The organism is Nonomuraea rhodomycinica, from assembly GCF_013363995.1.
GTDB lineage: Bacteria > Actinomycetota > Actinomycetes > Streptosporangiales > Streptosporangiaceae > Nonomuraea > Nonomuraea rhodomycinica.
Genome location: NZ_JABWGO010000007.1, coordinates 295000 through 319207, shown reverse-complemented (window position 1 = coordinate 319207; position 24208 = coordinate 295000). Strand labels below are relative to the sequence as shown.

24 protein-coding genes are annotated in these 24208 nt (G+C 73.5%); 10 read left to right on the top strand and 14 right to left on the bottom strand.

Annotated features, from left to right (window positions below; genetic code table 11):
* Positions 1-223 precede the first annotated feature (223 nt).
* The 3 genes from HT134_RS27645 to HT134_RS27635 all read left to right on the top strand — a co-directional run bounded on the left by HT134_RS27645 (position 224) and on the right by HT134_RS27635 (position 2947).
* Complete coding sequence (locus HT134_RS27645; protein WP_175603372.1) at positions 224-1180, top strand: acyl-CoA desaturase; 957 nt, start codon at positions 224-226, stop codon at positions 1178-1180.
* A gap of 62 nt (positions 1181-1242) precedes the next feature.
* On the top strand, positions 1243-2445 hold the full coding sequence (locus tag HT134_RS27640; RefSeq protein WP_312888477.1) for a low temperature requirement protein A: 1203 nt from the start codon (positions 1243-1245) through the stop codon (positions 2443-2445).
* Positions 2446-2548: 103 nt separating this feature from the next.
* Entirely contained in the window at positions 2549-2947 is a 399-nt protein-coding gene (locus HT134_RS27635) for a hypothetical protein (protein WP_175603371.1), read from the top strand.
* 12 nt (positions 2948-2959) lie between these two features.
* On the opposite strand, the gene HT134_RS27630 is transcribed toward HT134_RS27635, so the two are convergent.
* Both HT134_RS27630 and HT134_RS27625 read right to left on the bottom strand, forming a co-directional pair.
* Positions 2960-3427, bottom strand: coding sequence for a hypothetical protein (locus tag HT134_RS27630; protein WP_175603370.1), 468 nt, complete (start codon positions 3425-3427; stop codon positions 2960-2962).
* 117 nt (positions 3428-3544) lie between these two features.
* Positions 3545-4711, bottom strand: a complete 1167-nt coding sequence (locus HT134_RS27625) for a serine hydrolase domain-containing protein (protein ID WP_217708408.1) — start codon at positions 4709-4711, stop codon at positions 3545-3547.
* A gap of 176 nt (positions 4712-4887) precedes the next feature.
* Here HT134_RS27625 and HT134_RS27620 point away from each other — a divergent pair, with 176 nt between their 5' ends.
* The 3 genes from HT134_RS27620 to HT134_RS27610 all read left to right on the top strand — a co-directional run bounded on the left by HT134_RS27620 (position 4888) and on the right by HT134_RS27610 (position 8900).
* Positions 4888-6042, top strand: a complete 1155-nt coding sequence (locus HT134_RS27620; RefSeq protein ID WP_246365531.1) for a sensor histidine kinase — start codon at positions 4888-4890, stop codon at positions 6040-6042.
* Positions 6030-6674, top strand: a complete 645-nt coding sequence (locus tag HT134_RS27615) for a response regulator (protein WP_175603368.1) — start codon at positions 6030-6032, stop codon at positions 6672-6674. Before HT134_RS27620 ends, HT134_RS27615 begins: the two co-directional genes overlap by 13 nt.
* A 159-nt stretch (positions 6675-6833) precedes the next feature.
* Entirely contained in the window at positions 6834-8900 is a 2067-nt protein-coding gene (locus HT134_RS27610; protein ID WP_175603367.1) for a cellulose binding domain-containing protein, read from the top strand.
* 55 nt (positions 8901-8955) lie between these two features.
* Here the strand turns inward: HT134_RS27610 and HT134_RS27605 are convergent, their stop codons facing one another.
* The gene (locus HT134_RS27605) at positions 8956-9984 is read right to left on the bottom strand and encodes an NADP-dependent oxidoreductase (protein ID WP_175603366.1); all 1029 of its coding nucleotides are present in this window, start codon (positions 9982-9984) and stop codon (positions 8956-8958) included.
* 134 nt (positions 9985-10118) lie between these two features.
* Between HT134_RS27605 and HT134_RS27600 the strand changes: the two genes are divergently transcribed.
* The gene (locus HT134_RS27600; protein WP_175603365.1) at positions 10119-11003 is read left to right on the top strand and encodes an SCO6745 family protein; all 885 of its coding nucleotides are present in this window, start codon (positions 10119-10121) and stop codon (positions 11001-11003) included.
* On the opposite strand, the gene HT134_RS27595 is transcribed toward HT134_RS27600, so the two are convergent.
* The 4 genes from HT134_RS27595 to HT134_RS27580 all read right to left on the bottom strand — a co-directional run bounded on the left by HT134_RS27595 (position 10966) and on the right by HT134_RS27580 (position 12446).
* Positions 10966-11271: a hypothetical protein gene (locus HT134_RS27595; RefSeq protein WP_175603364.1), complete on the bottom strand. Its 306-nt coding sequence runs from the start codon at positions 11269-11271 to the stop codon at positions 10966-10968. The two genes, HT134_RS27600 and HT134_RS27595, sit on opposite strands and share 38 nt — an antisense overlap.
* 93 nt (positions 11272-11364) lie before the next feature.
* On the bottom strand, positions 11365-11808 hold the full coding sequence (locus HT134_RS27590) for a GNAT family N-acetyltransferase (protein WP_175603363.1): 444 nt from the start codon (positions 11806-11808) through the stop codon (positions 11365-11367).
* A 105-nt stretch (positions 11809-11913) separates the two neighbouring features.
* On the bottom strand, positions 11914-12141 hold the full coding sequence (locus HT134_RS27585; RefSeq protein WP_175603362.1) for a hypothetical protein: 228 nt from the start codon (positions 12139-12141) through the stop codon (positions 11914-11916).
* Positions 12142-12152: 11 nt separating this feature from the next.
* On the bottom strand, positions 12153-12446 hold the full coding sequence (locus HT134_RS27580) for a hypothetical protein (protein ID WP_175603361.1): 294 nt from the start codon (positions 12444-12446) through the stop codon (positions 12153-12155).
* Positions 12447-12825: 379 nt separating this feature from the next.
* Here HT134_RS27580 and HT134_RS27575 point away from each other — a divergent pair, with 379 nt between their 5' ends.
* On the top strand, positions 12826-13992 hold the full coding sequence (locus tag HT134_RS27575) for an SEL1-like repeat protein (protein ID WP_175603360.1): 1167 nt from the start codon (positions 12826-12828) through the stop codon (positions 13990-13992).
* Positions 13993-14088: 96 nt separating this feature from the next.
* Here HT134_RS27575 and HT134_RS27570 read toward each other — a convergent pair whose 3' ends face one another.
* The 4 genes from HT134_RS27570 to HT134_RS27555 form a co-directional block, all read right to left on the bottom strand.
* Complete coding sequence (locus tag HT134_RS27570; RefSeq protein ID WP_175603359.1) at positions 14089-14454, bottom strand: DUF4260 domain-containing protein; 366 nt, start codon at positions 14452-14454, stop codon at positions 14089-14091.
* Positions 14455-14545: 91 nt separating this feature from the next.
* A complete protein-coding gene (locus HT134_RS27565) occupies positions 14546-15394 on the bottom strand; it encodes a hypothetical protein (RefSeq protein ID WP_175603358.1) in 849 nt (282 codons plus the stop codon).
* A gap of 9 nt (positions 15395-15403) precedes the next feature.
* Positions 15404-16525 carry a CU044_5270 family protein gene (locus HT134_RS27560; RefSeq protein WP_175603357.1) on the bottom strand — a complete coding sequence of 374 codons (1122 nt, stop codon included), beginning with the start codon at positions 16523-16525 and terminating at the stop codon, positions 15404-15406.
* Entirely contained in the window at positions 16518-17126 is a 609-nt protein-coding gene (locus tag HT134_RS27555; RefSeq protein WP_175603356.1) for an RNA polymerase sigma factor, read from the bottom strand. The genes HT134_RS27560 and HT134_RS27555 overlap by 8 nt, the downstream gene beginning before the upstream one ends.
* Positions 17127-17378: 252 nt before the next feature.
* Between HT134_RS27555 and HT134_RS27550 the strand changes: the two genes are divergently transcribed.
* Positions 17379-18638 carry a C39 family peptidase gene (locus tag HT134_RS27550; RefSeq protein ID WP_175603355.1) on the top strand — a complete coding sequence of 420 codons (1260 nt, stop codon included), beginning with the start codon at positions 17379-17381 and terminating at the stop codon, positions 18636-18638.
* Between the two features lie 119 nt (positions 18639-18757).
* On the opposite strand, the gene HT134_RS27545 is transcribed toward HT134_RS27550, so the two are convergent.
* The 3 genes from HT134_RS27545 to HT134_RS47140 form a co-directional block, all read right to left on the bottom strand.
* A complete protein-coding gene (locus HT134_RS27545; RefSeq protein WP_175603354.1) occupies positions 18758-19471 on the bottom strand; it encodes a hypothetical protein in 714 nt (237 codons plus the stop codon).
* 71 nt (positions 19472-19542) lie between these two features.
* A complete protein-coding gene (locus HT134_RS27540) occupies positions 19543-20151 on the bottom strand; it encodes an SLATT domain-containing protein (protein ID WP_175603353.1) in 609 nt (202 codons plus the stop codon).
* Positions 20148-20678 (bottom strand): DUF4231 domain-containing protein, encoded by a 531-nt coding sequence (locus HT134_RS47140; protein WP_175603352.1) that lies wholly within the window; start codon positions 20676-20678, stop codon positions 20148-20150. The genes HT134_RS27540 and HT134_RS47140 overlap by 4 nt, the downstream gene beginning before the upstream one ends.
* Positions 20679-20780: 102 nt before the next feature.
* Between HT134_RS47140 and HT134_RS27530 the strand changes: the two genes are divergently transcribed.
* Positions 20781-24179 (top strand): toll/interleukin-1 receptor domain-containing protein, encoded by a 3399-nt coding sequence (locus HT134_RS27530; protein ID WP_175603351.1) that lies wholly within the window; start codon positions 20781-20783, stop codon positions 24177-24179.
* The last annotated feature ends 29 nt before the right edge of the window (positions 24180-24208 follow it).

The following is a 24208-nucleotide window of genomic DNA, read 5'->3' as shown; positions in this document are numbered from 1 at the left end:
CTGAAGCCGGAGCGAAAAGAGATCATCACGTTGTGTAGCCACAATCTAGACAGGGACGCGGCGCCGGCTCAGGGTTACGGTGCGCAGTGTTTTGATTCCTCACGGTGACGATGTCGTCACTTCCCGGCCATTGCCGTGGGCCGGGGACACGGCCTTTGAATGAGGGGCCGCAGCACCTGAACGAGGGGCCGCGGCGTCCCCTTCGCCGATCACGGGAGGCAGTGTGACCTCGTCGGCCATCCCCCAGCCGGGCCCGGGCACGGCGGAGACGGTGACGGTCACCACCGGCCGCCGCACCGTCTACCTGGTCGTCCTCGTCGTGCTCCCCGTGCTGCTGCTGGCGCTCGCCGTGCCCGCCGCGTGGGGGTGGGGCGTCGGCCCGCGCGACGTCGTCATCGCGGTCGTGATGTACCTGATCAGCATCTTCGGGATAGCCGTCGGCTACCACCGGCTGTTCACCCACCGGGCCTTCCGCTGCCGCCGGCCGCTGCGCGTCGCGCTCATGCTGGCGGGCGGCATGGCGGTCGAGGGTCCGGTCACGCTGTGGACGGCCGAGCACCGGCGGCACCACAAGTACGCCGACCGCGAGGGCGACCCGCACTCGCCGTGGCGTTACGGCGACGACGGCTGGGCCCTGCTGCGCGGCATGGCACACGCCCACGTCGGCTGGTTCTACACCGCGCGCCGGCGCTCCAGCCCCCGGCACTGGGTGCCCGACCTGCTGGCCGACCCGGACGTGCGCCGGTTCGACGCCGCCTACCCGGCCGTCGCCGCGCTGTCGTTCGCGCTGCCGGCCGTCGTGGGCGGGCTGTGGTCGTGGTCGTGGGCGGGCGCGTGGACGGCCTTCTTCTGGGGCGGGCTGGTCCGTTACGCCGTGGTCCACCACGTCACGTGGTCGGTGAACTCCGTCGCCCACACCTTCGGCGACCGCCCGTTCCGCACCCGCGACCGTTCGTCGAACGTGTGGTGGGTGGCGCTGCTGACGCTCGGCGAGGGCTGGCACAACTGGCACCACATGGAGCCGACCTGCGCCCGGCACGGGGTGCTGCGGGGGCAGGTCGATCCGAGCGCGCGGCTGATCCGCTGGTTCGAGCGGGCCGGCTGGGCGTACGGCGTGCACTGGCCCGACCCCGCCCGGCTGCGGGCCCGCCTCGCCGGCCGCGACGCCTCATCCGGCTGACGCGGCCGCCGTTGCCGGGGGCCCTGTGCCCGTGACGGCTCCGGCGAAATATCGTCGGAGGCGTGTCATCTCCCATGCGACCGCCGGGCACCAGGCTCCGCATCCCGATGAGCGCGCGGGCGGTCGACGAGCCGCACCGCGTCTCCAGCCAGCTCGAGCTGCTGTTCGACCTCACGTTCGTGGTGGCGGTCGCGGCGGCGACCGCCCAGCTCGCGCACGACGTCGCCGCGGCTCACGTGACGGCCGGGCTCGTCCTGTTCCTCCAGGTCTTCTTCGCGATCTGGTGGGCGTGGATGAACTTCACCTGGTTCGCCTCGTCGTACGACACCGATGACGTCGCCTACCGGCTGCTGACCATGGTGCAGATGGGCGGCGTGCTGGTCCTGGCCGCCGGCGTGCCGGCCGCGGCGGCCGAGGCCGACTACCGCGTCGTCACGATCGGCTACCTCATCATGCGGGTCGCCCTGGTCGCGCAGTGGGTGCGGGCCGCCGTGGAGGATCCGGCGGGCCGGCGCACCGCGCTGCGTTACGCGACCGGCATCGCGGCCGTGCAGGTGGGCTGGGTGATCCGGCTGGTGCTCGCGGAGTCGGACGCCCTGCCTCCGGCCGCCCGGGTGCCGTCCTTCGCCGCTCTGGCAGCTCTGGAGCTCATGGTGCCGTGGTGGGCGGAGCGGACCCGGTCCACCGCGTGGCACCCGCACCACATCGCCGAGCGCTACGGACTGTTCACGATCATCCTGCTGGGCGAGAGCGTGCTCGCCGTGACCCGCGGGGTCACGGCGGCGCTGGAGTCGACCAAGGCCGGCGGCTCCCTGGTGGTCATCGCCGTCTCGGGCCTGGTCCTGCTGTTCGCCCTGTGGTGGCTGTACTTCCTCGCGCCGGCGGGCGAGGGGCTCAGCGACCGCCGCCACCGGTCGTTCCGGTGGGGATACGGTCATTACGGCGTGTTCGCGGCTCTGGCGGCTCTGGGCGCCGGCCTGGAGGTCGCGGTGGAGCAGACCGGGCACCATGTCGCGGCGTCGCCCCTGGTGATCTGCTACGCCGTGGCGGTCCCGGTCGGCGTGTTCCTCGTCCTGCTGTGGCTGGTCCACGCGGCGATCGCGGACCGGCCGGTCGTCCGTCCCGCCGTGCTGCTGGGCGGGGTGGCCGTGGTCGAGCTGCTGCCGCTCGCGGCGGCGCCGATCGGCGTGGCCGCGGTGGTGGCGGCGATCGCGGGCGTCTGCGTCCTGCTGATCGGCGCCGCCGTCGTGACGCGGTCCGCGTAGACCCGACTGTCCGGGCGTATGGTGGCCATACGGTCGGCGACGCGAAGGAGTCCTCATCAGCGAACACGCCGCGTCATCCCCGGCCCGGCCGGCGCGCCGCCGCGTGACCGAGTCGGCCGTCTTCGGCGCTCGCCCCCAGTCGCAGGCGGAGGCCGACCGCTGGACCTGTCCCCACGGCCGGCACGCCACGCAGGGCTGCGTGACGTGCTACCAGGCCGGGGCAGGGGCGGACGCGACCTCGCCGGTGTGGGAGGTGGCGGTGTGGTTCACCTCCGCCCGGCCGATCCCGATCAGGGCGCTGCACGACGTGCACCGCCACGGCCACCACTTCTCGCTCGACCAGCCGTCCACTCCGCTGATCTTCCTCCTGACCGGGCAGGTCCGGGCGGCCCAGGGGGTGGAGGCGGTGGCGGGCCTGGTCGGGTTCCTGGTGCAGAACCGGCACATCGTGGACGAGTTCACCGTGACGGAGGTCCGCGCCGTCCACTCGTTGACGGGCTGATCCGGCGGCGTCCTACTTCGACAGGTAGAGGACCTTCCAGGTGCCCGCGTACAGACAGGTGTTGGAGGGCCTGGTGGCGCTCTTGGGCTGTGCGCAGACCTTCAGCTCGACCTGGTAGACGTCGTGGTGGTCGAAGGAGAACCGCTTCGGGCTGCCGTACGAGCAGTCGCGGAAGCTGTGGTGCATGAACGGCAGGTTGTTCGAGGAGTCCCGGTACGTGACGCGGAAGACGGCCCAGCCGCAGGTCGCGGTGGAACGGGTGGAGTCCTGGACCGTACCGGCGATCTTGACGACGTCGGCGGCCGGGATGTCGGCGTGGTCCTCGCCCGAGGCGGTGAGGGTTCCGGCGGCCTTCGCCGCGTGGCCCGGGGCGTAGTACGGGCCCCAGGAGGCGGCCGTGGCCGCCTGGGCGGCCGGGGTGAAGGCGATGAGGGTGGCGGCGAGACCGGACAGAGCGATCAGGGGACGCGCGATCGACATCGGAGAGTTCCTCTCTCGTGACTGACCTCTCGTGACTGACCGCAATGTCCGTCATACCGCTTTCAACCGGCTTGCGAGACGACGGCAGGCGCCGGGCCCCCGCGCACGCGCCGGACCTCAACGCCGCCGGCGACCGGCGTCCGGAGTCGCGCACAGGGCGTCGTCGATCAGCTTGCTCGCGGCCCGTTCCACGCGCAGGACCTCGGCCGTGGAGTCGGCGACGACGCCCGACAACGAGAGCGCGACGCTGCGCCGGCCGTCGGCGGTGACGCCGGCGGCGCTGATCCAGCCGGAATCGCCGCCCTCGTGGCCCCAGTACACCCCGCCGCAGGACAGCGGGCGGGAGAGGAGCCCCAGCCCGTCACGGGCGCCCGGCATGAACTGCTCGAACTCCTTGCCGACCGGCATGGTGCGCTTCATCAGCGCCAGCTGTGCCGGTGGCAGGAGCCGGCCGCCGAGCAGGGCGCGGAAGAACCGGTTGAGATCGGCGGTGGTGGAGACCAGCCCGGCCTCTCCGTTGGTGCCCCAGCCGACCTGCTCGGTGACGTCCACGAGCGGGCCGCCGGGCTTGAACCTCTGGTAGGTGGCGGCGTGCGGCCGGGGCAGCTTGGCTGAGGCACCCGGCCAGAAGGTGTGACGGAGCCCGAGCGGCCGGGCGATCCGATCCCGCACCTCCTCGTGCCAGGGGCGCCCGGTGGCCCGCTCGATGACCATGCCGAGCAGGACGTAGCCGGTGTTGGAGTAACCCCATCTCGTCCCGGGCCGGAAGTCCGGGCGGTGGCGCATCGCCCGGGCGACGGTCTGCTCGGGTGTGTGGGCGTCGTACCGGTGCCGCTGGAAGTCCTTGGCGGAGGTGTAGTCGGGGTAGTCGTCGTGGATTCCGCTGGTGTGCTGGAGCAGGTGGCGGATGGTGATCGCGCGACCGTCGTTGCCGTTCCCGGACACCACGCCGGGCAGCCATCGCTCCACCGTGTCGTCCGGGGAGAGCCTGCCCTCGCCGGCCAGTTGCAGGACCACGGTGGCGACGAACGCCTTGGTGATGCTGGCGATCCGGAAGTGGCCGTCGCGAGGGACCGGCCGCCGGGCCGTCAGGGCGGCGGCGCCGCTGGTGGCGGTCAGGTTCCGGCCGTCGGGGGTGACCAGGCGGGCCTGCACTCCCGTCACGCCGAGCGCGGCGATCGCGTCGGCGTCGCGCCGCAGCCGGAGGTGGTCGTCGGACCCGCCGGCGGCGCTCGCGCCGGACACGCAACCGGCGGAAAGGGTCGCGGCCACGATGGCGGCCACGGTCAGGTTCCGTCGGACGGATCGGCCGCGCCGCCGCGGTGAGGCAATCGGTGAACTGGTCATGGGCGTCGACGCTAGGTCCGGCGAGGGGTGGCGGGCGATACAGCTCACCGGCGGGAAAAAGGGGTAGTGGGCTGTAGTGCCAGGCTTGGTGGCCATGGCTCAGACTTGTCCGGATGAACCACCATGGGGTCAGCCGGCTCGCGGCGATGTGGCGCGGTCTGGGTTATCTGCTGGGGAGCCTGGTCACGGCCGTGGTCGCCCTGGTCGCGCTGCCCGTACTCGTCGTCCCCGCGATGGCTCGCGCCTGGGCGTCCTGGCATCGCGGCCGCGCCGACCGGTTGCTGCTCACTCCGAGCTCTGGTCCGGTCGGTGTCGGTGCCTGGCGTGTCCTCGGGTGGCTGTGCGCGTTCATCGTGACGAGTCTGGTGTTCGGGCTCGTCGCCGTGGTGCTCGCGGGCAACGCCGTCACCACGGCGGTCACGGTGCCGTTGTGGTGGGCGTTGCCCGCCGGCACCCCCGCGGGCGGCTTCGCCATCGGTGTCCCGCTGACCGGGTGGGGCACGGCGCTGACCCTGGGGACCGCACAGATCCTCGTCCTCGCGGCCCTGACCTACTGGCTGGTCCCCCCGCTGGCGCGCCTGCACGCCCGGATCTGTGTCGCGTCGCTGTCCCCCTCGGCCGCGGAGCGGTTGGCGCGGCGGGTGGAGACGCTGACCGAGACGCGGGCCGGCGCCATCAACGCGCACGGCGCCGAACTCCGCCGGATCGAGCGTGACCTGCACGACGGCACCCAGGCCCGGCTGGTGGCCATCGCGATGCGGCTGGGCGCGGCCCGCGAGTCCCTGGGCGAGGACCCCGAGATGGTGAGCAGGCTCCTGCGGGAGGCGCACGAGGGCACCGAGGAGGCCATGGCGGAGCTGCGTTCGGTGATTCGGACGATCTACCCGCCGATCCTCGCCGACCGCGGCCTCGCCGGGGCGCTGACCGCCCTGGGGACCCGTTCGGCGATCAGCACCACCCTCGATGTCGGCGACCTCGGCACGGTCCCCGCCGCGGTCGAGGCCGTGGCCTACTTCGCGATCGCCGAGGCGCTCACCAACGCCGCCAAGCACAGCCGGGCCACCCGGACCACCGTCCGGGTGGCCCGCGCCGGTGACCGGCTGTCGATCGCCGTCACCGACGACGGGATCGGCGGCGCCGACGAGACGCTGGGCACCGGCATCGCCGGAATACGCCACCGCGTCCTGGCGCTCGACGGCACCGTCCGCGTCCACAGCCCCGCCGGCGGCCCGACCACGATCACAGTGAGCCTGCCGTGCGCGTCGTGATCGCCGAGGACAACGTCCTGCTGTCCAGCGGGCTGGAACTCCTGCTGACCGCCAAGGGCTTCGACGTCGCCGCGATCACCGAGGACGCCCCCGGCTTCCTCGCCGCCGTCGACGAACACCGGCCCGACGTCACCATCGTCGACGTACGGCTGCCGCCGACCTTCCGCGACGAGGGGATCCACGCCGCTCTCCACGCTCGCCGCCGGCATCCCGGGCTGCCGGTGCTCGTCCTCTCCCAGTACGTCGAGCAGCAGTACGCCGGCGAGCTGGTCTCCGACGGCCGCGGCGGCGTCGGCTACCTGCTCAAGGACCGAGTGAGCCGGGTCAGCGAGTTCGTCGACGCCCTGCGGCGGGTCGCCGCCGGCGGCACCGTCATGGACGCCGAGGTGATCGCGCAACTCCTCAGCCGTCCCGCGCACGACCCGATCACCGGCCTCACCCCGCGCGAACGCCAGGTGCTCGCCCTGATGGCCGAGGGGAAGGACAACGCCACGATCGCGGCCGGGCTGGTCATCACCGAGAACGCCGTGCACAAGCACATCGGCGGCATCTTCGCCAAGCTCGGCCTGTCACCGGAGGACAGCGGCCACCGCCGCGTCCTCGCGGTCCTCGCCTACCTCAGCAGCCAGTGAGAGCGCGGGGGTGAAACTTTCACCCCCGCCCCGCTGGTCCCCGGCGTCTACCGGCGTCTTCTCGCCCGTGCCGGCCCCTGGGCCCGGTGACCCTTTACAGCGGGCCGGGGCGAACCCAGCATGAGGCCACCTCGATCACCGCGCGTCGATTGGACCTCCATGCGGACTCACCGACTCCGCGCCGCCACCGTCTCGGCGGCGCTCCTGGGCGCACTCGTCCTCGCCGGTCCGGGCACGTCCGCGGCGAGCGGGGCCGACGCGCCGGTGAAGATCACCGTGAACGCCAACGCCGGCCTCGCCACCATGCCCGAGACCGGGCTGGGCATCAACGACGCGATCTGGGACAAGGAGCTGGGCACCACCGCGGTGTCCGACCTGCTGAAGAGCGCGGGCGTGCGGATGCTCCGGTACCCGGGCGGCTCGTACGGCGACATCTACCACTGGAAGACCCACACCGCGCCGGGCGGCTACGTCGCCCCGGGCACCGACTTCGACACGTTCATGGCCGCCGCCCAGCGGACCGGAGCCCAACCCATGATCATCGCCAACTACGGCACCGGCACCCCGGAGGAGGCGGCCGACTGGGTGCGGTACGCGAACGTCACCAAGAAGTACGGTGCCACGTACTGGACCGTCGGCAACGAGAACTACGGCAACGGCCACTACGGCTCGGAATGGGAGGCCGACAACCATCCGGACAAGAGCCCCACGGCCTACGCCAACGGCGTGGTGGCGTTCGCCGACGCGATGAAGGCCGTGGACCCCACGATCAAGGTCGGCGCGGTGCTCACCATGCCGGGCAACTGGCCGGACGGGATCGTGGCCGGCGGTGACCCCGCCACGTGGAACCGGACCGTGCTGACCGTCGCCGGATCGAAGATCGACTTCGTGGACCTGCACTGGTACCCGGGCGGCAGCACCGCCGCCGAGTCGCTGGCCAGGACGGAGCAGATCACGGACGCGGTGCACCTGGCGCGGGAGCAGATCGCCCGGTACGCCCCGGCGGACGCGGGCCGCATCGGCATCAGCCTGACCGAGACGAACGTGGGCGTCGGCCCGAACACCCAGCCGGGGGCGCTGTTCCTCGCCGACGCCTACAGCGGGCTGCTGGAGAGCGGCGTCTTCACGGTCCAGTGGTGGAACGTGCACAACGGCATCGGCACGGTCTCGACGGTGGCGGGCCAGACCGACTACGGCGACTTCGGCCTGCTGTCGAGCGGCACCTGCCTGGCCGACGGCACGGCCTGCGAGCCGCCGCTGAACACGCCGTTCGCGCCGTACCACGGCCTGACCATGATGAACGCCTTCGCCCGGCCCGGCGACCGGTTCGTCCGGGCCGGCACGGACGACCCGCTGGTCACCGCGCACGCCGCGCGCCGCCCCGATGGCGACCTGGCCGTGCTGCTGGTCAACAAGGACCCGGACGCGGCGCGCACGGTCGCCATCGCGTACACCGGTTACACCCCGGCCGCCGCCGCGCCGACCGTCCACACGTACGTCAACGGCGGCACCGGCCTCACCACCGCGCAGACGGGCACGGCGACGAGCCGGACGCTGCCGCCGTACTCGCTGACCACGCTCGTGCTGCACCCGGCGAGCCAGGTCACCGGGGCGCCGGGCGCGCCCGGCGCGCCCACCGTGTCCGCCGTCACCGACCGCACGGCCACCGTCTCCTGGCCGGCCGCCGCCGCGGGCGGGCATCCCGTCGCCAAGTACGAGCTGCACCGGCAGAACGGCGCGACCGACGAGCAGCTGGGCGAGACGACCGGCACGTCGTTCACCGTCGCGAACCTGACCCCGGGCACCCGCTACACGCTCAACGTGCTGGCCCGCGACACGGCGGGCAAGGTCGGTCCGCCCTCGCCGCCGCTCACGTTCACCACCGGCAGCCCGGCCACGAGCACGTGCACGGTCAGGTTCACCGACGACAACGACTGGGGCAACGGCTACGTCGCGGGCGTGGACATCACCAACAACGGTCCGGAGCCGATCGACGGCTGGACGCTCACGTTCGACTGGCCGACGGCGTGGCAGCGGATGAACGGCGGCTGGAGCGCGACCTGGGAGCAGGACGGCCGCACGGTCAAGGCCACCAGCCTCGACTCCAACGGCCGGCTCGCGGCGCGCGGGGGGAGCGTGAGCGCGGGGTTCGTGGCCGGGTACACGGGTCCGAACATCCTGCCGCCGGTCTTCACCCTGAACGGCACGGTCTGCCACACGACTTGACGTTCAGGCGCCCGTCCGGTTGACGTTCAGGCGCCCGTCCGGCCCGGTCGGCCGGTCACCCGCCGGACTCCCCCGCGGGGGTGAGGCGGATGAGCATCTTGCCGGTGTTCGCACCGCGCAGGAGGCCGAGGAAGGCGTCGACGGCGTTGTCGAGGCCGTCCACGACGGTCTCCTGGCTGCGCAGGGTCCCCTCGCGGAGCCAGGAGGCGGCGAGCCGGGCGTACTCGCCGGCCAGGTGCTGGTGGTCGCCGACGATGAAGCCGCGCAGCGTCAGCCGCTTGCCGACGGCCAGGAAGAGGTTGATGGGGCCGGGAACGGGCTCGGTGGCGTTGTACTGGGAGATGGCGCCGCAGAGCGCCACCCGCCCGAAGGTGTTCAGCGCGTCGAGCGCCGCCTGCAGGTGGTCGCCGCCGACGTTGTCGAAGTAGACGTCGATGCCGTCGGGCGCGACGGCCGCGAGCTGACCGCCCAGGTCTCCGGCGCGGTAGTCGATCGCGGCGTCGTAGCCGAACTCCTCCACCAGGCGCCGGGTCTTCTCCGGGCCGCCGGCGGAGCCGATGACCTTGGACGCGCCGAGGTGGCGGGCCACCCGCCCGGCGACGATGCCGACGGCTCCGGCCGCGCCCGAGACGAACACGACGTCGCCCTCCTTGACCGGCGCGACCTCCTTGAGCCCGGCGTAGGCGGTGAGCCCGACCATGCCGAGCGCGCTGAGATAGGTCCGCGCCGGGGCGATCGCGGTGTCCACGACCCGCGCGTGGGAGGCGTCGAGGAGCGCGTGGTCGCGCCAGCCGCGGGAGTGCAGCACGGTCGCGCCGACCGGCACGTCCGGGGCGTTGGAGGCGATGACGGTGCCGACCGCGCCGCCGTCCATGGGCGCGCCGAGCCGGAACGGCGGGACGTAGGACTTGACGTCGTTCATCCGGCCGCGCATGTAGGGATCGACGGACAGCCAGTCGTTGCGCACGAGGATCTGCCCCTCTTCAGGGTCGGGCAGCGTCGACTCGACCAGCTCGAAGTCGGCCGGCTTCGGCTCGCCGACGGGACGGGCGATCAGGTGGACCTCACGGCTGGTCACCGGCATGACGCGCCTCCAGAGTTCCGTTTTATGGCCTTATGTCCAGTTTGTCGGCTTAGCTGAGCGATCATTGACTCGGGCTCGCATACCGAACTAGATTCTACATACCGACTGGTCGGTCCACCCGGAGGGCAGAGCGCATGAAGGCTGCACGGCAGGCGTGGCGGCGGCTGGAGCCCCTCCACGGCATGATCTACTTCGTCCCCGAGGCGACCCGCCGGTACGCCGCGCTGGGACTCGAGGGCCGCGCCGGGTACTTCGCCTCCCGTGGCGCCGCGCTGGGACGCGCCTCGGCCGAGCAGGTCATCGCGACGTTCTACAACTTCTGCCCCGATCTCGTACGGCGAGCGCTCCCGGCCGCCTGGGACGTCGTCACCCCCGAGGACATGCTGACCGCACGGTCCGACGCCGCCGCCGAGGCGCTTCGCCGGGCGGGCGTCCACGAGCTCCCCCGGCTGGAGGAGATCGCCGGGCTCGCGCGCCGGGCCGCCCTCGCGGCGTGCGAGCACCTGGAGGGCCGTCCGCTGTTCGCCGCCCACGCCGCCCTGCCGTGGCCGGAGGAGCCGATCCGCGAGCTGTGGCACGCCCAGACGCTGCTGCGCGAGTTCCGCGGGGACGGCCACATCGCGGCGCTGCTCACCGAGGGCGTCGGCGGCCTGGAGGCCCTGGTGCTGCACGGGGCGAGCGGCGAGGTGCCCTCCGCCGTCCTGCGGGTCAGCCGCGCGTGGCCGGAGGAGGAGTGGGCCGCCGCCGTGGACCGCCTGCGCGGGCGCGGCCTGCTCGACGCGGACGACACGCTCAGCGCCGACGGCGCGGCCCTGCGCCGGCACATCGAGGAGCGCACCGACGCTCTGGCGCTGCCCGCGTACGGCGCCCTGGGCGAGCAGGGGTGCGAGCGGCTGGCCGAGCTGGCCCGCCCCTTCGGCCGCGCGGTGCTCGACGCCGGCCTGCTCGACCTGGGTGCGTTCCGGAGGTCCGCGGACCAGGTCAGGGAGTCCGCTTCGGCGGCCGCGCCGAGATCATGAAGAGGTAGGGGGCGGCCACGACGCAGGCGAACCCCAGCAGGGACAGCGCCATGACCACGCCCGAGTCGCTCACGGCCGGCATGCTGAGCGCGATGACGCCGAAGACCGCCGCCAGCAGGTGCCCCCAGACGCGAGGCCGGACGCGACCGGCCGGCCGGCGGCTGAGCAGGGGCGGCGTCCGCCCGGTGAGCGACATGTAGACGCCGGCCGCCATGTGGACGACCGTGAAGACGCCGATGACCACCCGCGCCACCGTCGCGAAGTCCATCGCCGTCAGCCCCCCGTCTCCCGCGGGACAGCCTGCCGGACGGGTGAACGGAGATCAAGCGCGGGCCGGCGCCGGTCCGGCCTCTGACCGCCGCTACAGCGGGTGCGTGAGCAGGCGGCGGCCCTCGTCGCGGAAACCGCGCCTGCCGTAGTAGGCGAACAGGTGGCTCACGTCGTGGCCGTTGGGCGCGACGACGAGCTCGACCGCCGTGCATCCCCTCTCGGCGGCCCAGCGGAGGCTGTCCTCGATGAGCCGCTCCGCCTCGCCGCGCCGGCGCGCGCCCGGGACGACGTACAGGTCCTCCAGCTCGGCCAGCGGCCCGGACTCCAGCCCGAACGACGTCGTGGTGATCGCGAAGGCGACGGCCCGGCCGTCCTGCTCGCTCACCGCGACGCGGGCGGCCGGTGAGGCGAGGAGGTGGGTGAGGTTGGCGCGCAGGTCGTCGCGCGAGGTGGTGAAGCCGTCCTCGGCGTAGAAGTCGACGGCCATGGCGAGCAGCGCGGGCAGGTCGCCGGGGAGCGCGGCGCGGATCGGCATGCGGGCCATGATGACCGCCCCGCCACCCTCCGGGCCAGCGGATTTCCGTCTTGCGCGACGGAACGGGGCGGGATGGGGCGGGGCGGTCAGGGGTGGGCTGGGTGGTCAGGCGGCGGGCGGGGTGTCCGTTCCCGCCGTACGGGGATGCAGGTGGCGGGCGACACCCGCGACGCACGCCGTGATCGCCGCCAGGAGGCCCATCGCGCCCTCGACGCCGACGCCGGCGCGCAGGAGCAGGACCGCCGCCCCCGAGACGATGACGACGACGACGATCACGGCGGCCCGCGAGCCGGGCGCGGGCAGCGCCGGGAGGTGACAGTGCAGAATGCCCATCGGAGATCCTTTCAACAGGTGGGTCGGCGTCGCCCCGGAGACGGCAGGTCGCCGGACGCGGTCTGCTCGTCGGCCCAGAACTCGATCAGCTCCTCGGGGGTCAGCCGGTCGGCGGGGCGGCCGGGCGGCGTGCGGCCCGTGGCCAGCGCCCACGTCGTCACCAGGAGGATGAGGAGCTGGTCGTCGTCGTGGGCCCACGGCCCCGGGGGACGACCCGGCCGCCGGTCGCCGGTGACGCGCAGGAAGATGTGCGGAGCGGCGGCGGCGCACGGCATGAGCTTCTCCATCGTCGGCGGTCGGGACACGGTCAACACTGCCGAGGCGACTGGCTCGGGTGCCACCGATGCAAACACCTCCGGACAACTCCGGAGCAGATAGCGCTATATCCGGATAAGCGTGTTGATGCAGTGACGTGTGTCGTCGAAACCGCCCCAAACTCGTACGGGCTCGTCCGGACGCGTACGGACTCGTCCGGGATCGTCCGAAATAGTTCTTCTATCGACGGATGCGGCCGAATGCGCACGCGGCGGGACGGCGGCGCGGGAAGTCTGAGGCGGTGCGGTCGCCGGTTGATCCCGGACGATGGGAAATATCGGATCTCGCCGTGCTTGTGCGCCTATTGGTGCCAGGATGACTTCAGTTATTCGCCGTTTATCAAAGATCACTCATTTTCCGGCTGGGACGATGGCTGAACTACCTCACGACGGGCCCCCGCACCCCTTCGTCATGCGGCTCAACGAACTCCACGCGCTGGCCGGGTCCCCGGCGCTGTCCGAGCTGTGCCGGTTGTCACGCTCCAACAAGGCATGCATGGAGCTGAGGAAGAGCACCGTCTCCGACGTCCTGACCGGCAAACGGAAGCGGGTGCCGAAGTGGACGTTCGTCCACTCGTTCGTCACGACCTGCGCCATGGCCGCCGAGCAGGGCGGCCTGGACGTGGGCGACATGGGCGACATCCAGGCGTGGTACGGGTGCTGGCGGGCCGCGCACGACGCCGCCACCGCGCTCACCCCCGTCCCCGCGCTCAGCGGGGCCACGGCGCTGGCCGTCGCACCGCCCGCCGCCGTCCTGGCGCCGCCACCCCACCCGGCCCCCGACTACCCGCCGCGGCCCGTCGCCGGGCTCGCGCCGGCGGTCGGCGCCGAGCCCGCCGACCCGGGTTCCGGCGTGCTGCCGTGGCGGTCCCGCAGGACCGCCCCCGGCGACCCGGCGGAGCACCCCGCGCCACACGGACCGCACGACGCCCCCGGACGGCTCGTACGCGTCGGACGGCCGGAGCCCGTGCCCGACGTAGGGGCGGAGCCCTGCGAGCCGGTGTCCGAGGAGGAGCGGGAACTGCTGCGGATCTACGGCAGGACCGGGCTGCGCCTGCTGCGCGAGAGCGACCCCGCCGACGGCCGGGACTGCATGCGGCTGGCCGTGGTCACGCTGCTGAGGAACCACCCGGACGTGGCGCGCGACTGGCTGCGCCGGGCCGGGGACGCGGGCAGGCACGAGGCCACCGAACTGTTCAACCACCCCAGGCCCGAGGAGCGCGCCGCCGGGCACGCCTACCTCCACGGCGTCGGCTACCAGGAGGCCGAACCGCCCCGGCCCAGCTACGCGATGTTCTTCTTCCTGCTGGCGGCGGCGCGGGGTCACGCCGGGGCGGCGTTCCGGCTGGCCAAGGCGCACCGCGCCGGACGGGAGGACGGGACGGCCGAGAAGTGGCTGCGGCGTGCCGCCGAGGCAGGGGATCCGCTCGCCGCCTCCGTGCTGGACGGCGCCCGGACGGCCACGGGCGGGATCGACCCGGCCCTGCTCGCGGACCTGCTGGACCGGATGCCCGTACCGGAGGTCCCGCAGGCGTAGGCGCGAGGAGGAGCGTGGTCGGCGAGGCCCGAGGGCGAGCAGGGTCAGCGGGGCGCGAGGGCGAGCGGGGTCAGCGAGGCGCCAGGGCGAGCGGGGTCAGCGGGGCCTGGAGGCCGGGCGGCGACCCAGGGCGCGTTCGACGGCGATGCGGGTGAGCCACCCGAGCCCCGCCGTGAACAGCGGCGGCCAGGAGACCTGCCCCACGGTGTAGCCCACGAGGATCGCGAGCGGTATCCACACCCTGTGGACGGCCCCGTACAGCGGGCCCGGCGGACGGACCCCCGCGAACCTGGCCAGGTCGGGCAGCGCCAGGAACACCAGCATGGCGAGCGTGGTCGGCAGGCCGTACTTCTGGCTCTCGAAGATCGCGAAGGCGGCCAGGAACAGCGCGAGCGCTCCCCAGGCGATCCTGCGCGCCCATGCGGCGGCGCCCGGAGGAGCCGCCGGACTCTCGGTGGTCACGGGGGAAGCGTAGTGATCCATCAGATTCCGGGTGATACCGGAAGGGGGTGGCGAGCGCGGGGAAGAGGTCCGCGCTCGCCACGAGCTCAGGTCAGGACCCCAGCGTGTCGGTCCAGCCGGCCTCGTACGTCGTGACGGACGTCTTGGCCTTGACCGGCTCGCCGTCGCGGGTCGTGTCGACCGACGTCTCGACCACCGCCATGGACCCGGTGTCCACCACGATCCCGAACTTCACCTCGTAGCCCGACGTGTCGTAGCCGTACGTCAGCTTCGCCACGTTCCCGGCCCGCTTGGCGGACTTGACGCCCGGCAGGGCCGACAGCGCCTGGTACGCGGCGGCGCGGACCGGCTTGGGCGCCGGCAGCCGGTAGAGGAGGCTCGTGTACGCGTCCTTCACCCAGAGGTCGAAGTTCTCGGGCAGCACGGGGTCCTCGCCCACGGCGGACGCCTCGACGAGCCAGCTCCTCAGCCCCTCGGGCGTGGTCGGCAGGCTCTGGATCTCCTGGAACGACAGCTTCCGCTCGCCGATCAGCCAGTCGTTGCCCTTCATCGGCTTGACCGGCGTCTCGTGCGGGTTCGCGGTGAGCTTCACCAGCATGCCCTCGGTGCGGTACGTCCATTTCTGTGGCGAGCCGTCCCGCTTCCACGCGGCCAGGTCGGCGGCGCTCTTCGGCCGCGCCCGGTCGCTGTAGGACGACCACATACGGCCGTCGTGATCGGCCCAATGCTCGGAGACCTGCTCCTTGACGACCCAGTACTTCTCCTTGGTCCCCACCTGGCGGGGATGCGTCGCGGTGTAGACGCTCTTGACGTGCCAGTACTTGCCCTGCGGCTCCGCCGAGATCACGGCCGAGGCCGGAGGCGCCGCGGCGGCGAGGACAGGGATCGCCGCGGCCGCCAGGGCGAACGCGGCGACGGTGATCACGAAGGGCTTGCGCATGTAGGTTCCTCAGTTCTCGTCGTCGAGGGGATGGGGGTTGGGCAGGTCGGGTCTCCGGTCGGTCCAGACGCTCGACTCGACCGCGGTGAACCGGATGATCTCGCCCGTGTCCGGGGCGAGCGTCTCCACCGCCAGCGGGGCGCCGGTCCCGGAGTCCACGATCAGCCGTGTCCGCACCTGGCGGTCGGAGCGCAGGAAGTCGGGCCCCGTGTAGGCGACCGCCTGGCCGGTCCGGCCGAGCTGGTCGGTGACCGCGCCTTGCGCGGTGACGCCCGGCAGCGAGGCCATCAGCTCGTAGGCGGCGGCCCGGGTCGCCGGCGAGACCGGGACGTGCGCGATGAGGCTGGTGAGGTTGCCCAGCAGCGCGGCGGTGGCGCCCGGCTTGGGCTCCAGAAGCGCGCGCAGCCGCGCCGGATCCGTCGGGAGGTCGTCCATCCTGGTCAGCGGCTTGCCAGCGAACATGATCCGCCAGTCGATGTCCGCCGACTCGGTGGACTCCGCCGGGCCGGGCGCCGCCTCCAGCCGGTCGGGGTCCGCGCCGACCAGGACCGCCGCGCCGGTCGTCGTCTTCTCGTACGTCCAGGCGGAGGGCGAGCCGTCGGCCCGCCACGCCTCCTGGTCCCGCGGCGTGGCCGGCCGGGCGCCCAGGTAGCGCCGCACGAGCCAGTACGAGTCCTGCTTCGCCACGGGGATCCAGGTCTCCTCGGACCCGGTGACCTGGAGGATGTAGCGGCCACCCGGCTCGCGTACCCGGACGCCGCGTACGAGCTTGTTGCCCCACCAGTCGCCGTCGGCCGGCTGCCGGACGGCCGAGGTGGCGGCGGCCAGCAGGATCTGCTGGGCGCTCTGCCGAACCGGCGGCGCGGCGGGCGGCGGAGCGGCCGAGGAGAGCACCAGCGTGACGGCCGCCGCCGCGCCGGCCAGGCCCATCCCGAGCGCGGGCCACAACGCCGCCCGCATCGGCCGCCGCCCGGCGTGGTGCCCGGTGTGGTGCGCGGCGTGGTGCCCGGCGACGGACCCGGCGCGTTCCTCCTCGATCAGCGCCCACAGCCGCGCCCGGCCGCGTGCCTTCGTCTCCGCCGAGGGCCCCGGCACGGCACACCGCTCCCGTACGGCGGACAGGTCATCCATCTGAGTCTCCGTTCATGGGATTGACGTCGCCGAGGACGGCCCGCACCTTCCTGCGCGCCCGGCTGAGCCGGGAGGCGACCGTGCCGTACGGGATGCGCAGCGACTCGGCCACCTCCTCGTAGGTCAGGCCGGCCAGCGCGACGAGCAGCAGCACGTCGCGGTCGCCCCGGGACAGACCCGCCAGCGCCGCCGCGAGCGGCCCCCGCGCGCCCGCCGCGTCGACCCGGGTGGTCACCCAGTCCTCCAGCCCGGCCTCGACCTCGTCGGCGAGCGGCGCGCGGCGGAAGGCCGCGAGCATGCGCGACAGCCCCCGGCGGTGCAGCGCGACGAGGTTGGTCGCGATGCCGTACACCCACGGCCGTACGGCTCCGCGCTCCGGGTCGAAGGTGTGCCGCTTGCGGAAGGCGGTCAGGAACGTCTCCGCGGCCATGTCGTCGGCGGCCTCGGGGCCGACCCGCACCGCGAGGTAGCGGTAGATCTCCTCGAAGTACCGGTCGTAGAGGATCGCGAACCGTTCCGGCTCCCGCACCGACGCGACGATGGCGTCGGCGTCGTCGGCTGCCTGGGTCAGGGGATCGCCCACCTCGGGTGGAGCGGTCATGCGGAGGTCCCTTTCTATTGCCTACACCGCTTACTCCACCGATCCCGGCAAATCCCTTCGCGCCCCCTCGGAGCGGGTCACGAGGTGCCCCTTTCACGAACCCCGAGGCGGGTCACGGGGCGTTTACAGCCTGTTGACACGGCGGTCGGCACCCACCGCTCTGGCTGGGCATACGTAGATTTCCCGATGTGGTGACATGCCGGATCTGTCTACTCTCGGCCGCGTCGAGCGGCGTCCGAGCAAGGTGGGTTCATGCGCGCGTTATCCATGTTGGTCTCCACCGTCCTGGTGGTCACGACTCTGACCACCCCAGCCGCTGGAGCGGTCCGGGCCAAACCGGCGACCGGCACCTCGGACGTCGCCTACCGGCGCTCCGACTTCTCCACCGGCACCCCCGAGGGAACCGCGGGCAACGGTGACGGGCTGACCTTCGCCGCCGCGATCGGCACCACCGACTACACCGACGCGCTCGGCACCAGGACGTGGGAGTACGCCCGCTGGACCGGTCCCGAGGAGCAGATCGGCTTCCCCGCCACCGAGCTGATCGCCTCCTGGACCGCCGACATCCCGGCCGGGAGCTGGATGCAGGTCGAGGCGCGCGCCCGCAACTCCGCCGGGCTGACCAAGTGGTACGTCCTGGGCCGCTGGGCCTACGGCGAGGACGCCATCCGCCGCACGTCGGTGCCCGGCCAGGGCGACGCCGACGCCACCGTCTCCGTCGACACGCTGGTCGCCACGGCCGACCGGCAGATCGAGGCCTACCAGCTCCGCCTCACCCTCTACCGGACGCCCGGCTCCGGCGTCACGCCCCGGGTGCGCACGCTCGGCGCGATGGCCTCGTACGTGCCGGAGCGCAAGACCGTGCCGGCCAGCCCGGCCGGCGGCGCGTGGGGCGTCGAGCTGCCCGTGCCGCGCCGCTCCCAGAACGTCCACGAGGGCCACTACCCAGAGTGGGACGGCGGCGGGCAGGCCTGGTGCAGCCCCACCTCGACCACGATGGTCCTCGGCTACTGGGACAGGTGGCCGAGCGCCGAGGACACCGCCTGGGTGGACCCGTCCGACCCGAACCCCGAGGTCGACTACGCCGCCCGGTACAGCTACGACCACGCCTACCAGGGCGCGGGCAACTGGCCGTTCAACACCGCCTACGCGGGGCGCTACGGCATGGACGGGTTCGTGACGCGGCTGCGGTCGCTCACCGAGCTGGAACGGTTCATCTCCGCGGGCATCCCGGTGATCACGTCGCAGTCGTTCAAGAAGGGCGAACTGCCGGGCGCCGGGTACGGGACCAACGGGCACATCATGGTGGTCGTCGGCTTCACCGCCACCGGTGACGTGATCGCCAACGACCCCGCCTCCTCCAGCAACGACGCGGTGCGCCGGGTCTACCCGCGGGCCGACTTCGAGAACGTCTGGCAGCGCAGCTCCAGCAGCGGCGGCATCGTGTACGTCATCCACCCGCCGGGGCACGCCTTGCCGGCGAACGTCCCGGGCACGCCCGCCAACTGGTGAACCACGAGCCCTGACCTCTCCGAACCCTGACCTCTCCGGGCCCTGACCTCTCCAGACGTCGAGCCTGTGGGGTCAAGGCCGTGTGAGGTCAGGGCCCCTGAGGTCACATGCCCGTGGGATCACGGGCTCAGGGTCGTGGGGTCGATGACGCGCAGGCGGGGGTCGGCCGGGTCGTAGCCGAGGCGGGCGACCAGGTCACCCGTGCCACCCGGCCCGTCACCCGCGCGCCCGTCCCAGACGACGACGGCCCGGAGCCCGGGGTCGAGCGCCCGGGCCGTCTCCACCATCCGCGCGTTGGCCCGCGCGAAGACCCGCGCGTCCACCTCCGCACGACCCCCGGCGCCCGGCGCACCCTCCCCCTTCTCGCCTGGCGCCGCGGCCGAGCGCGCCCCCGCGCCCGCCTCCGCGCCCGGCGCAGCGCCCACGTCCGGCGCAGCGCCCACGTCCGGAGCGTCCACGTCCGGCGGAGCGTCCACGTCTGCGTCCGGCGGAGGCAACCGGACCTCCGCCCGGGCCGTCACCGCCTCGAAACGCTCCCGCCACTCCGCCCCCGCGGGACCGGGCATGTCCACCGACTCCCGGACGAAGTCGTCCGGCGGCAGGGCGAGACACACGACGACCCGGGCACCGCGCCGCAGCGCCAGCTCGGCGCCGATCAGGTCGGCCCCGCGCGCCCCGCCGCACACGACCGTGGTGCCCGGCCCGATCCCCCACTCTTCGAAGACGGCGTCCATCTCGGCCGCGACCCGGCCGGCCACGCTCTGCGGGAAGCGCGGTGGCCGGCGGTCAGGCAGGTCGACGAGATGGCCGCTGACGATGAGCGCGCGTGTCACCGGTCCATCATGACCCACCGGCCTCCCCAGCCCTCTGTATCGACTTATCCGGGAAACAGGCCGTTTCAAAGTCATTTTTCGGGTTCGGGGAGTTGGCTGGTCGCGGCCGGCTCCTCCGCCACGGCGGCGGACTCCTCCCTCTGCACCAGGAGCTGCCCCCACTGCCCGTTCTCGGTGCGGAAGATCAGCTCGATGCGGTCCACCTCGGCGGTCACGTCGGCATCCGGCCCGGCCGCGTCCCAGTCGATGGCCGCCGCGTCTAGGTTGAGCGCGGCGTCGCCGTACAGCTTCTCCAGCTGGGCGAATCCGATGAGCGCCTCGAACCCCGTCACCGCGCCCGCCAGCGCCGCCAGCACGGCCGCCGCCACCCCGCACGCGGCCCGCCCGATGCCGGCGGCGAACTGCCCTACGACACCGGCCAGCGCCGACAGGAACAGCAGCAGGTTGCGCGCCATGAGCGCCTGCCGGTGCGCGGCCGCGTACTCGTCGGCGCGGGCATGGTAGAACGCCTGCTGGTCGGCGATGCGCAGCTCCCGATAGAGGGCGCGGAAGGACGCGTCCCGGACGCCCGCCTCCACGGGAGCGCCGCGCAGGGACACCTCCTGGCCCGCCGGCGGCCCGTCGCGGGAGGACGACACCGCCCGGCCCGCCGCCTCCGCCGGCCTGTCGCCCTCGCTCATTCCGGCTCCTTGTCGGCGTGGATGGCGTGCACGGCACGGCGCAGCGCGATGTCACGGTCGCGGCCGGCGTACGGCCCGGTCATGGACAGGTAGCGGAAGTGCAGCGCCCGCAGCCGCTCGGCCTTGCCCCGCGCCTCCAGGTAGCTGCGCAACGTCTCGCTCTCCCCCGCGTACCGCGCGCTGGTGGCCAGCGCGACGCCCACGACGGCGAGCAGGATCGCGGGCCACCGCTCGCCCGAAAGGACCGCTTGGAGCCCGCCCAGCCCGGTGATGAGCGCGGAGCCGAGCAGCACGAGCATCTGCTGGCGGCGGTAGCGGTTCTGGTCGCGCAGCGCGATGGCGTCGTAGCGGGCGAACGCCGGGGCGACCTCCCGGTCCAGGACCGCGAAATCGGGGGCCAGCTCGGGATGGGCGGCGCGGCGCTCGGGCGGGATCACGGGCGCCGAGACGGCCGAGGAGCGCAGCCGGGGGAATCTCGCGAACAATGCGTGCCGCACGGCCACCTCCAGATCCCGGAAAAGGCTCACCTGAATGTACGAGAACGGAGATGGGCCTTCAACGGAGTCGCCCATTGTTAGGCTTGGCGGTGAAGCATCGGCGTCCCGACGGGCAGCGGCACGACCGGAGAGGTGATCCCGGCGAGCGAATTCTCCCCATTCCCGGCGAAAGTGCCGATCGTTTACGACGCCTTCATCTCGTACAGTAGGACCAAGGACGCCCCCACTGCCAAGGCGCTGCGCGATGAACTGCATAGATTCATCCGCCCTTGGCACAAAATGCGCGCTTTACGGATTTTTCTTGATCAGGCGAGCCTGTCGGCGAACCCAGGGCTGTGGCCGTCGATCCGCGAGGCGCTCGACTCCTCCCGGTGCTTCATCCTGCTGGCCTCTCCGGAGGCGGCGGCCTCACCCTGGCCGTCGAGGGAGATCGAGCACTGGCTGGCCGGCCATCCGGTGGACGACCTGCTCCTCGTACTGACCGACGGCACGCTGGAGTGGGCCGGCGACGGCTTCGACCTGACTCGCTCGAACGCGTTGCCGCCCGTCCTGCGCGACGCATTCCCCCAGGAGCCACGCTGGGTCAACCTGACCTGGGCGCGTTCGCGCGACGGGCTCGACATGCGCGACCCCCGCTTCGCCGACGCGGTGGCGGAGCTGGCCGCGCCCCTGCACGGGCGGCCGAAGGAGGACCTGACCGGCGAGGACGTCCGGCAGCACCGCCTGACCCGGCGGCTGATCGTCGCGGTCGCCGTGGCGCTGGCCGTGCTGGCGGCGTCCGCCTCGGCCGCGGCCGTGGTGGCCACGCGCAACGCCGACGAGGCGAACCGCCGGTTCCTCGCGGCCGAGTCGGGGCGGCTGGCCGCGCTCGCGCTGACCGAGCGGGCCGGCCGGATGGACGCGGCCCTGGTCCTCGCCGCCGAGGCGTGGCGCACCGCCCACACCGCGCAGGCGCGCGGCAGCCTGCTGTCGGTGACGCACGAGGCGATGCGCGGCGTCGTCGCGTTCCCGCGCATCCGGCCCGGCGATCCGGTGCCGTTCTCCCTGGGCACGGTCGCGGTCGCCCCCGGCGGACGCGTGATCGCGGCCTCCCACTACGCCGAGGCCGGCTCGGCCGGCGCCCCGCTGGACGGGCGGATCTACGTGTGGACCGAGGGCCGGCCGTTCGCCCGGGTGCTGCGCGGGCCACCCGAGGAGATCAGCGAGGTGCGGCAGCTCGCGTTCGGCCCGGACGGGCGGTTCCTGGCCGCCGCGGGACAGGACGGCGACGTGCGGGTGTGGGACCTGACGACGGGCTCCGCGCGGGCGCTCGCCGCGTTCTCCTCCGAGGACGTCAGGCCCATGGCGGTGTCGGCCGACCATCGGCGGGTCGCGGTGCAGGCGGGAGCCGGGCGGGTCGTGCTCGCCGACCTGCTCACCGGCGAGGCCGCCGGTGAACGGGCCGGCACCCTGTTCGGGATCGGCCCCGACGGGCGGCACGCGTTCGGCAAGGACCGCGCCGAGTACCCGGTGCTGTGGGACATGACCTCCGATCGCACCGTACGGCTCCGGCACCGCGGGCCGTACGAGAACGCGGGGCTCAGCCCGGACGGACGGCTGGTGCTGCTGGCCACCGGGGGCGGCGCGGACCGCCTGTCCGTCTTCGACGCCCGTACCGGGGAGCCGCGCTGGAGCGTCCGCCCGTCGAAAGGGTCACGCATCGTGGCCATGACCGCCCGCCCGGTTCCGACTCCGGGCGCACCCGCCGGAAGGGGCGCCTCCCTCGTCGAAGGCGTGGGTTCCGGGAGAGGGGCGCCCTCCGTCGAAGGCGCGGGCCTGAGCCAGCGGGCGAGTCTCGGAGACGGCGCGGGCCCCCGAGACGGCGGGCGCGGCGGCACAGCCGAAGCCGGTCGCGAGGACGTGGAGGACGTCGAGGACGTCGAGGACGTGGAGGACGCGATCGTGGCCGTGTGGACGGCCGACGGCCGGATCGGCGCCTACCGCGCGTCCGACGGGCGGCGCACCGCCCTGTCCGCGCGGATGCCCGTGCCCGACCTCCCGGACCCGCGCCCCGTCCTCCGCTTCAGCCCCAGGGGGACCGTGCTGGCCGCCGGAGTGGCGGCCGGCTCGGGCGCGCGGGCCCTGAGCCTGCTGGACGCCCGTACCGGCGCGACCCTGTCGCGGGCGCGGGCCGACGGCGTCGCCTTCTCCCCCGACGACCGGACGGCCGTGCGATGGGCCAGGGACGAGGCGGCGGCCGTCACGACCGCCACCGGGGACGTCGGCGCCAAGCAGTCCCTCGACACCCTCTACGCCTCCGCTGCCTCCCCTGACGGCCGCCTGCTGGCCCTCGTCTCCTCCCGGACGTCGGCGGCCGAGGTCACCTTGTGGGACCTGACCGAGGAGCGGCCGCGCCCCCACCCGCTCCCCGGCGCCCTCGACGGGCTGGAGGCGCTCGCCTTCGGCGACGACGGCCGCCGCCTGGTCGCGGCGGGCAACGGGGGCGTGGCGGTCGTCTGGGACACCGAGACGGCGCTGCGGCCGGCGCGGGTGGCGACGATCCCGTCCGGGACGGACTCGCCGCCGCGGATCGTCCCGGCTCCCGACGGCACGCGCGCCGCCCACCCGGGGCCCGGCTCCTCCGTGGCGCTGCGCGACCTGCGCACGGGCCGTGACGCCAAGCTGCTGGACCTCCCGCCGGGGCAGACCCTGGACGGCTTCGTCTTCTCCCCCGACGGCCGCCACCTCCTCGTGACGACCGGCGGCGAGCATCTGCTGTGGAGCATGGCCGAGGGCCGGATCGCGGGGCGGCTGCCCGCCACCGGCGAGGCCCGCTTCAGCGGTGACGGGCGGGTGCTGGGCATCGCGGACGAGGACCCGGCGACCGGTCGCACGACCGTGGTGGCGCGCCGCGTACCGGGGCTGGCGGAGACGGGCCGGGTCGTCCTGTCGGACTACGCCCAGCCGGAGGGGCTGACCAGCACCCGGCTGAAGGTCCAGTGGACGCTGAACCAGGTGGGCGACCGGCTGGCCGAGACGCTGACCCCCGGCCAGTACGCGGAGCGCGAGGTGGCCACCGGGCGCCGGGTCCTCGGCTGCGACCAGCGGGCCGTGGTCACCAGCACCGGCTCGGGGCAGCCCGTGTACGCGCCGGGCGAGCGGGAGCTGGCGGTGCCCGGCGACGACGGCGTGCTGCGCCTCCTCGACCTGCGCGCCTGCGGGACGCGGCGGACGCTCAGGACCATGTCGGGCGACCTGGCGTTCAGCCCCGACGGCGCGCTGCTCGCGGGCGGCGAGCCGCTGCGGCTGTGGGACGCGGCGACCCTGGAGCCGCTCGGCGAGCCCCTGATGGACGTCCTCCAGGGCGGGCTCCAGTTCACGACGCGCGGCTCGCTGCTGGCCGCCGACCTCCAGGGGACGCTGCGGGAGTGGCCGCTCGCGCCGGAGGCGCTGGCGCGGCGGGCGTGCGTGCTGGCGGCCCGGGGCCTGAGCCGGGAGGAGTGGGAACGGTACCGCCCGCCGGGCGAGCACACGGGCAGGTGTCCGGCATGACGCGGCTTGACCACACCGGTACGGTTCTT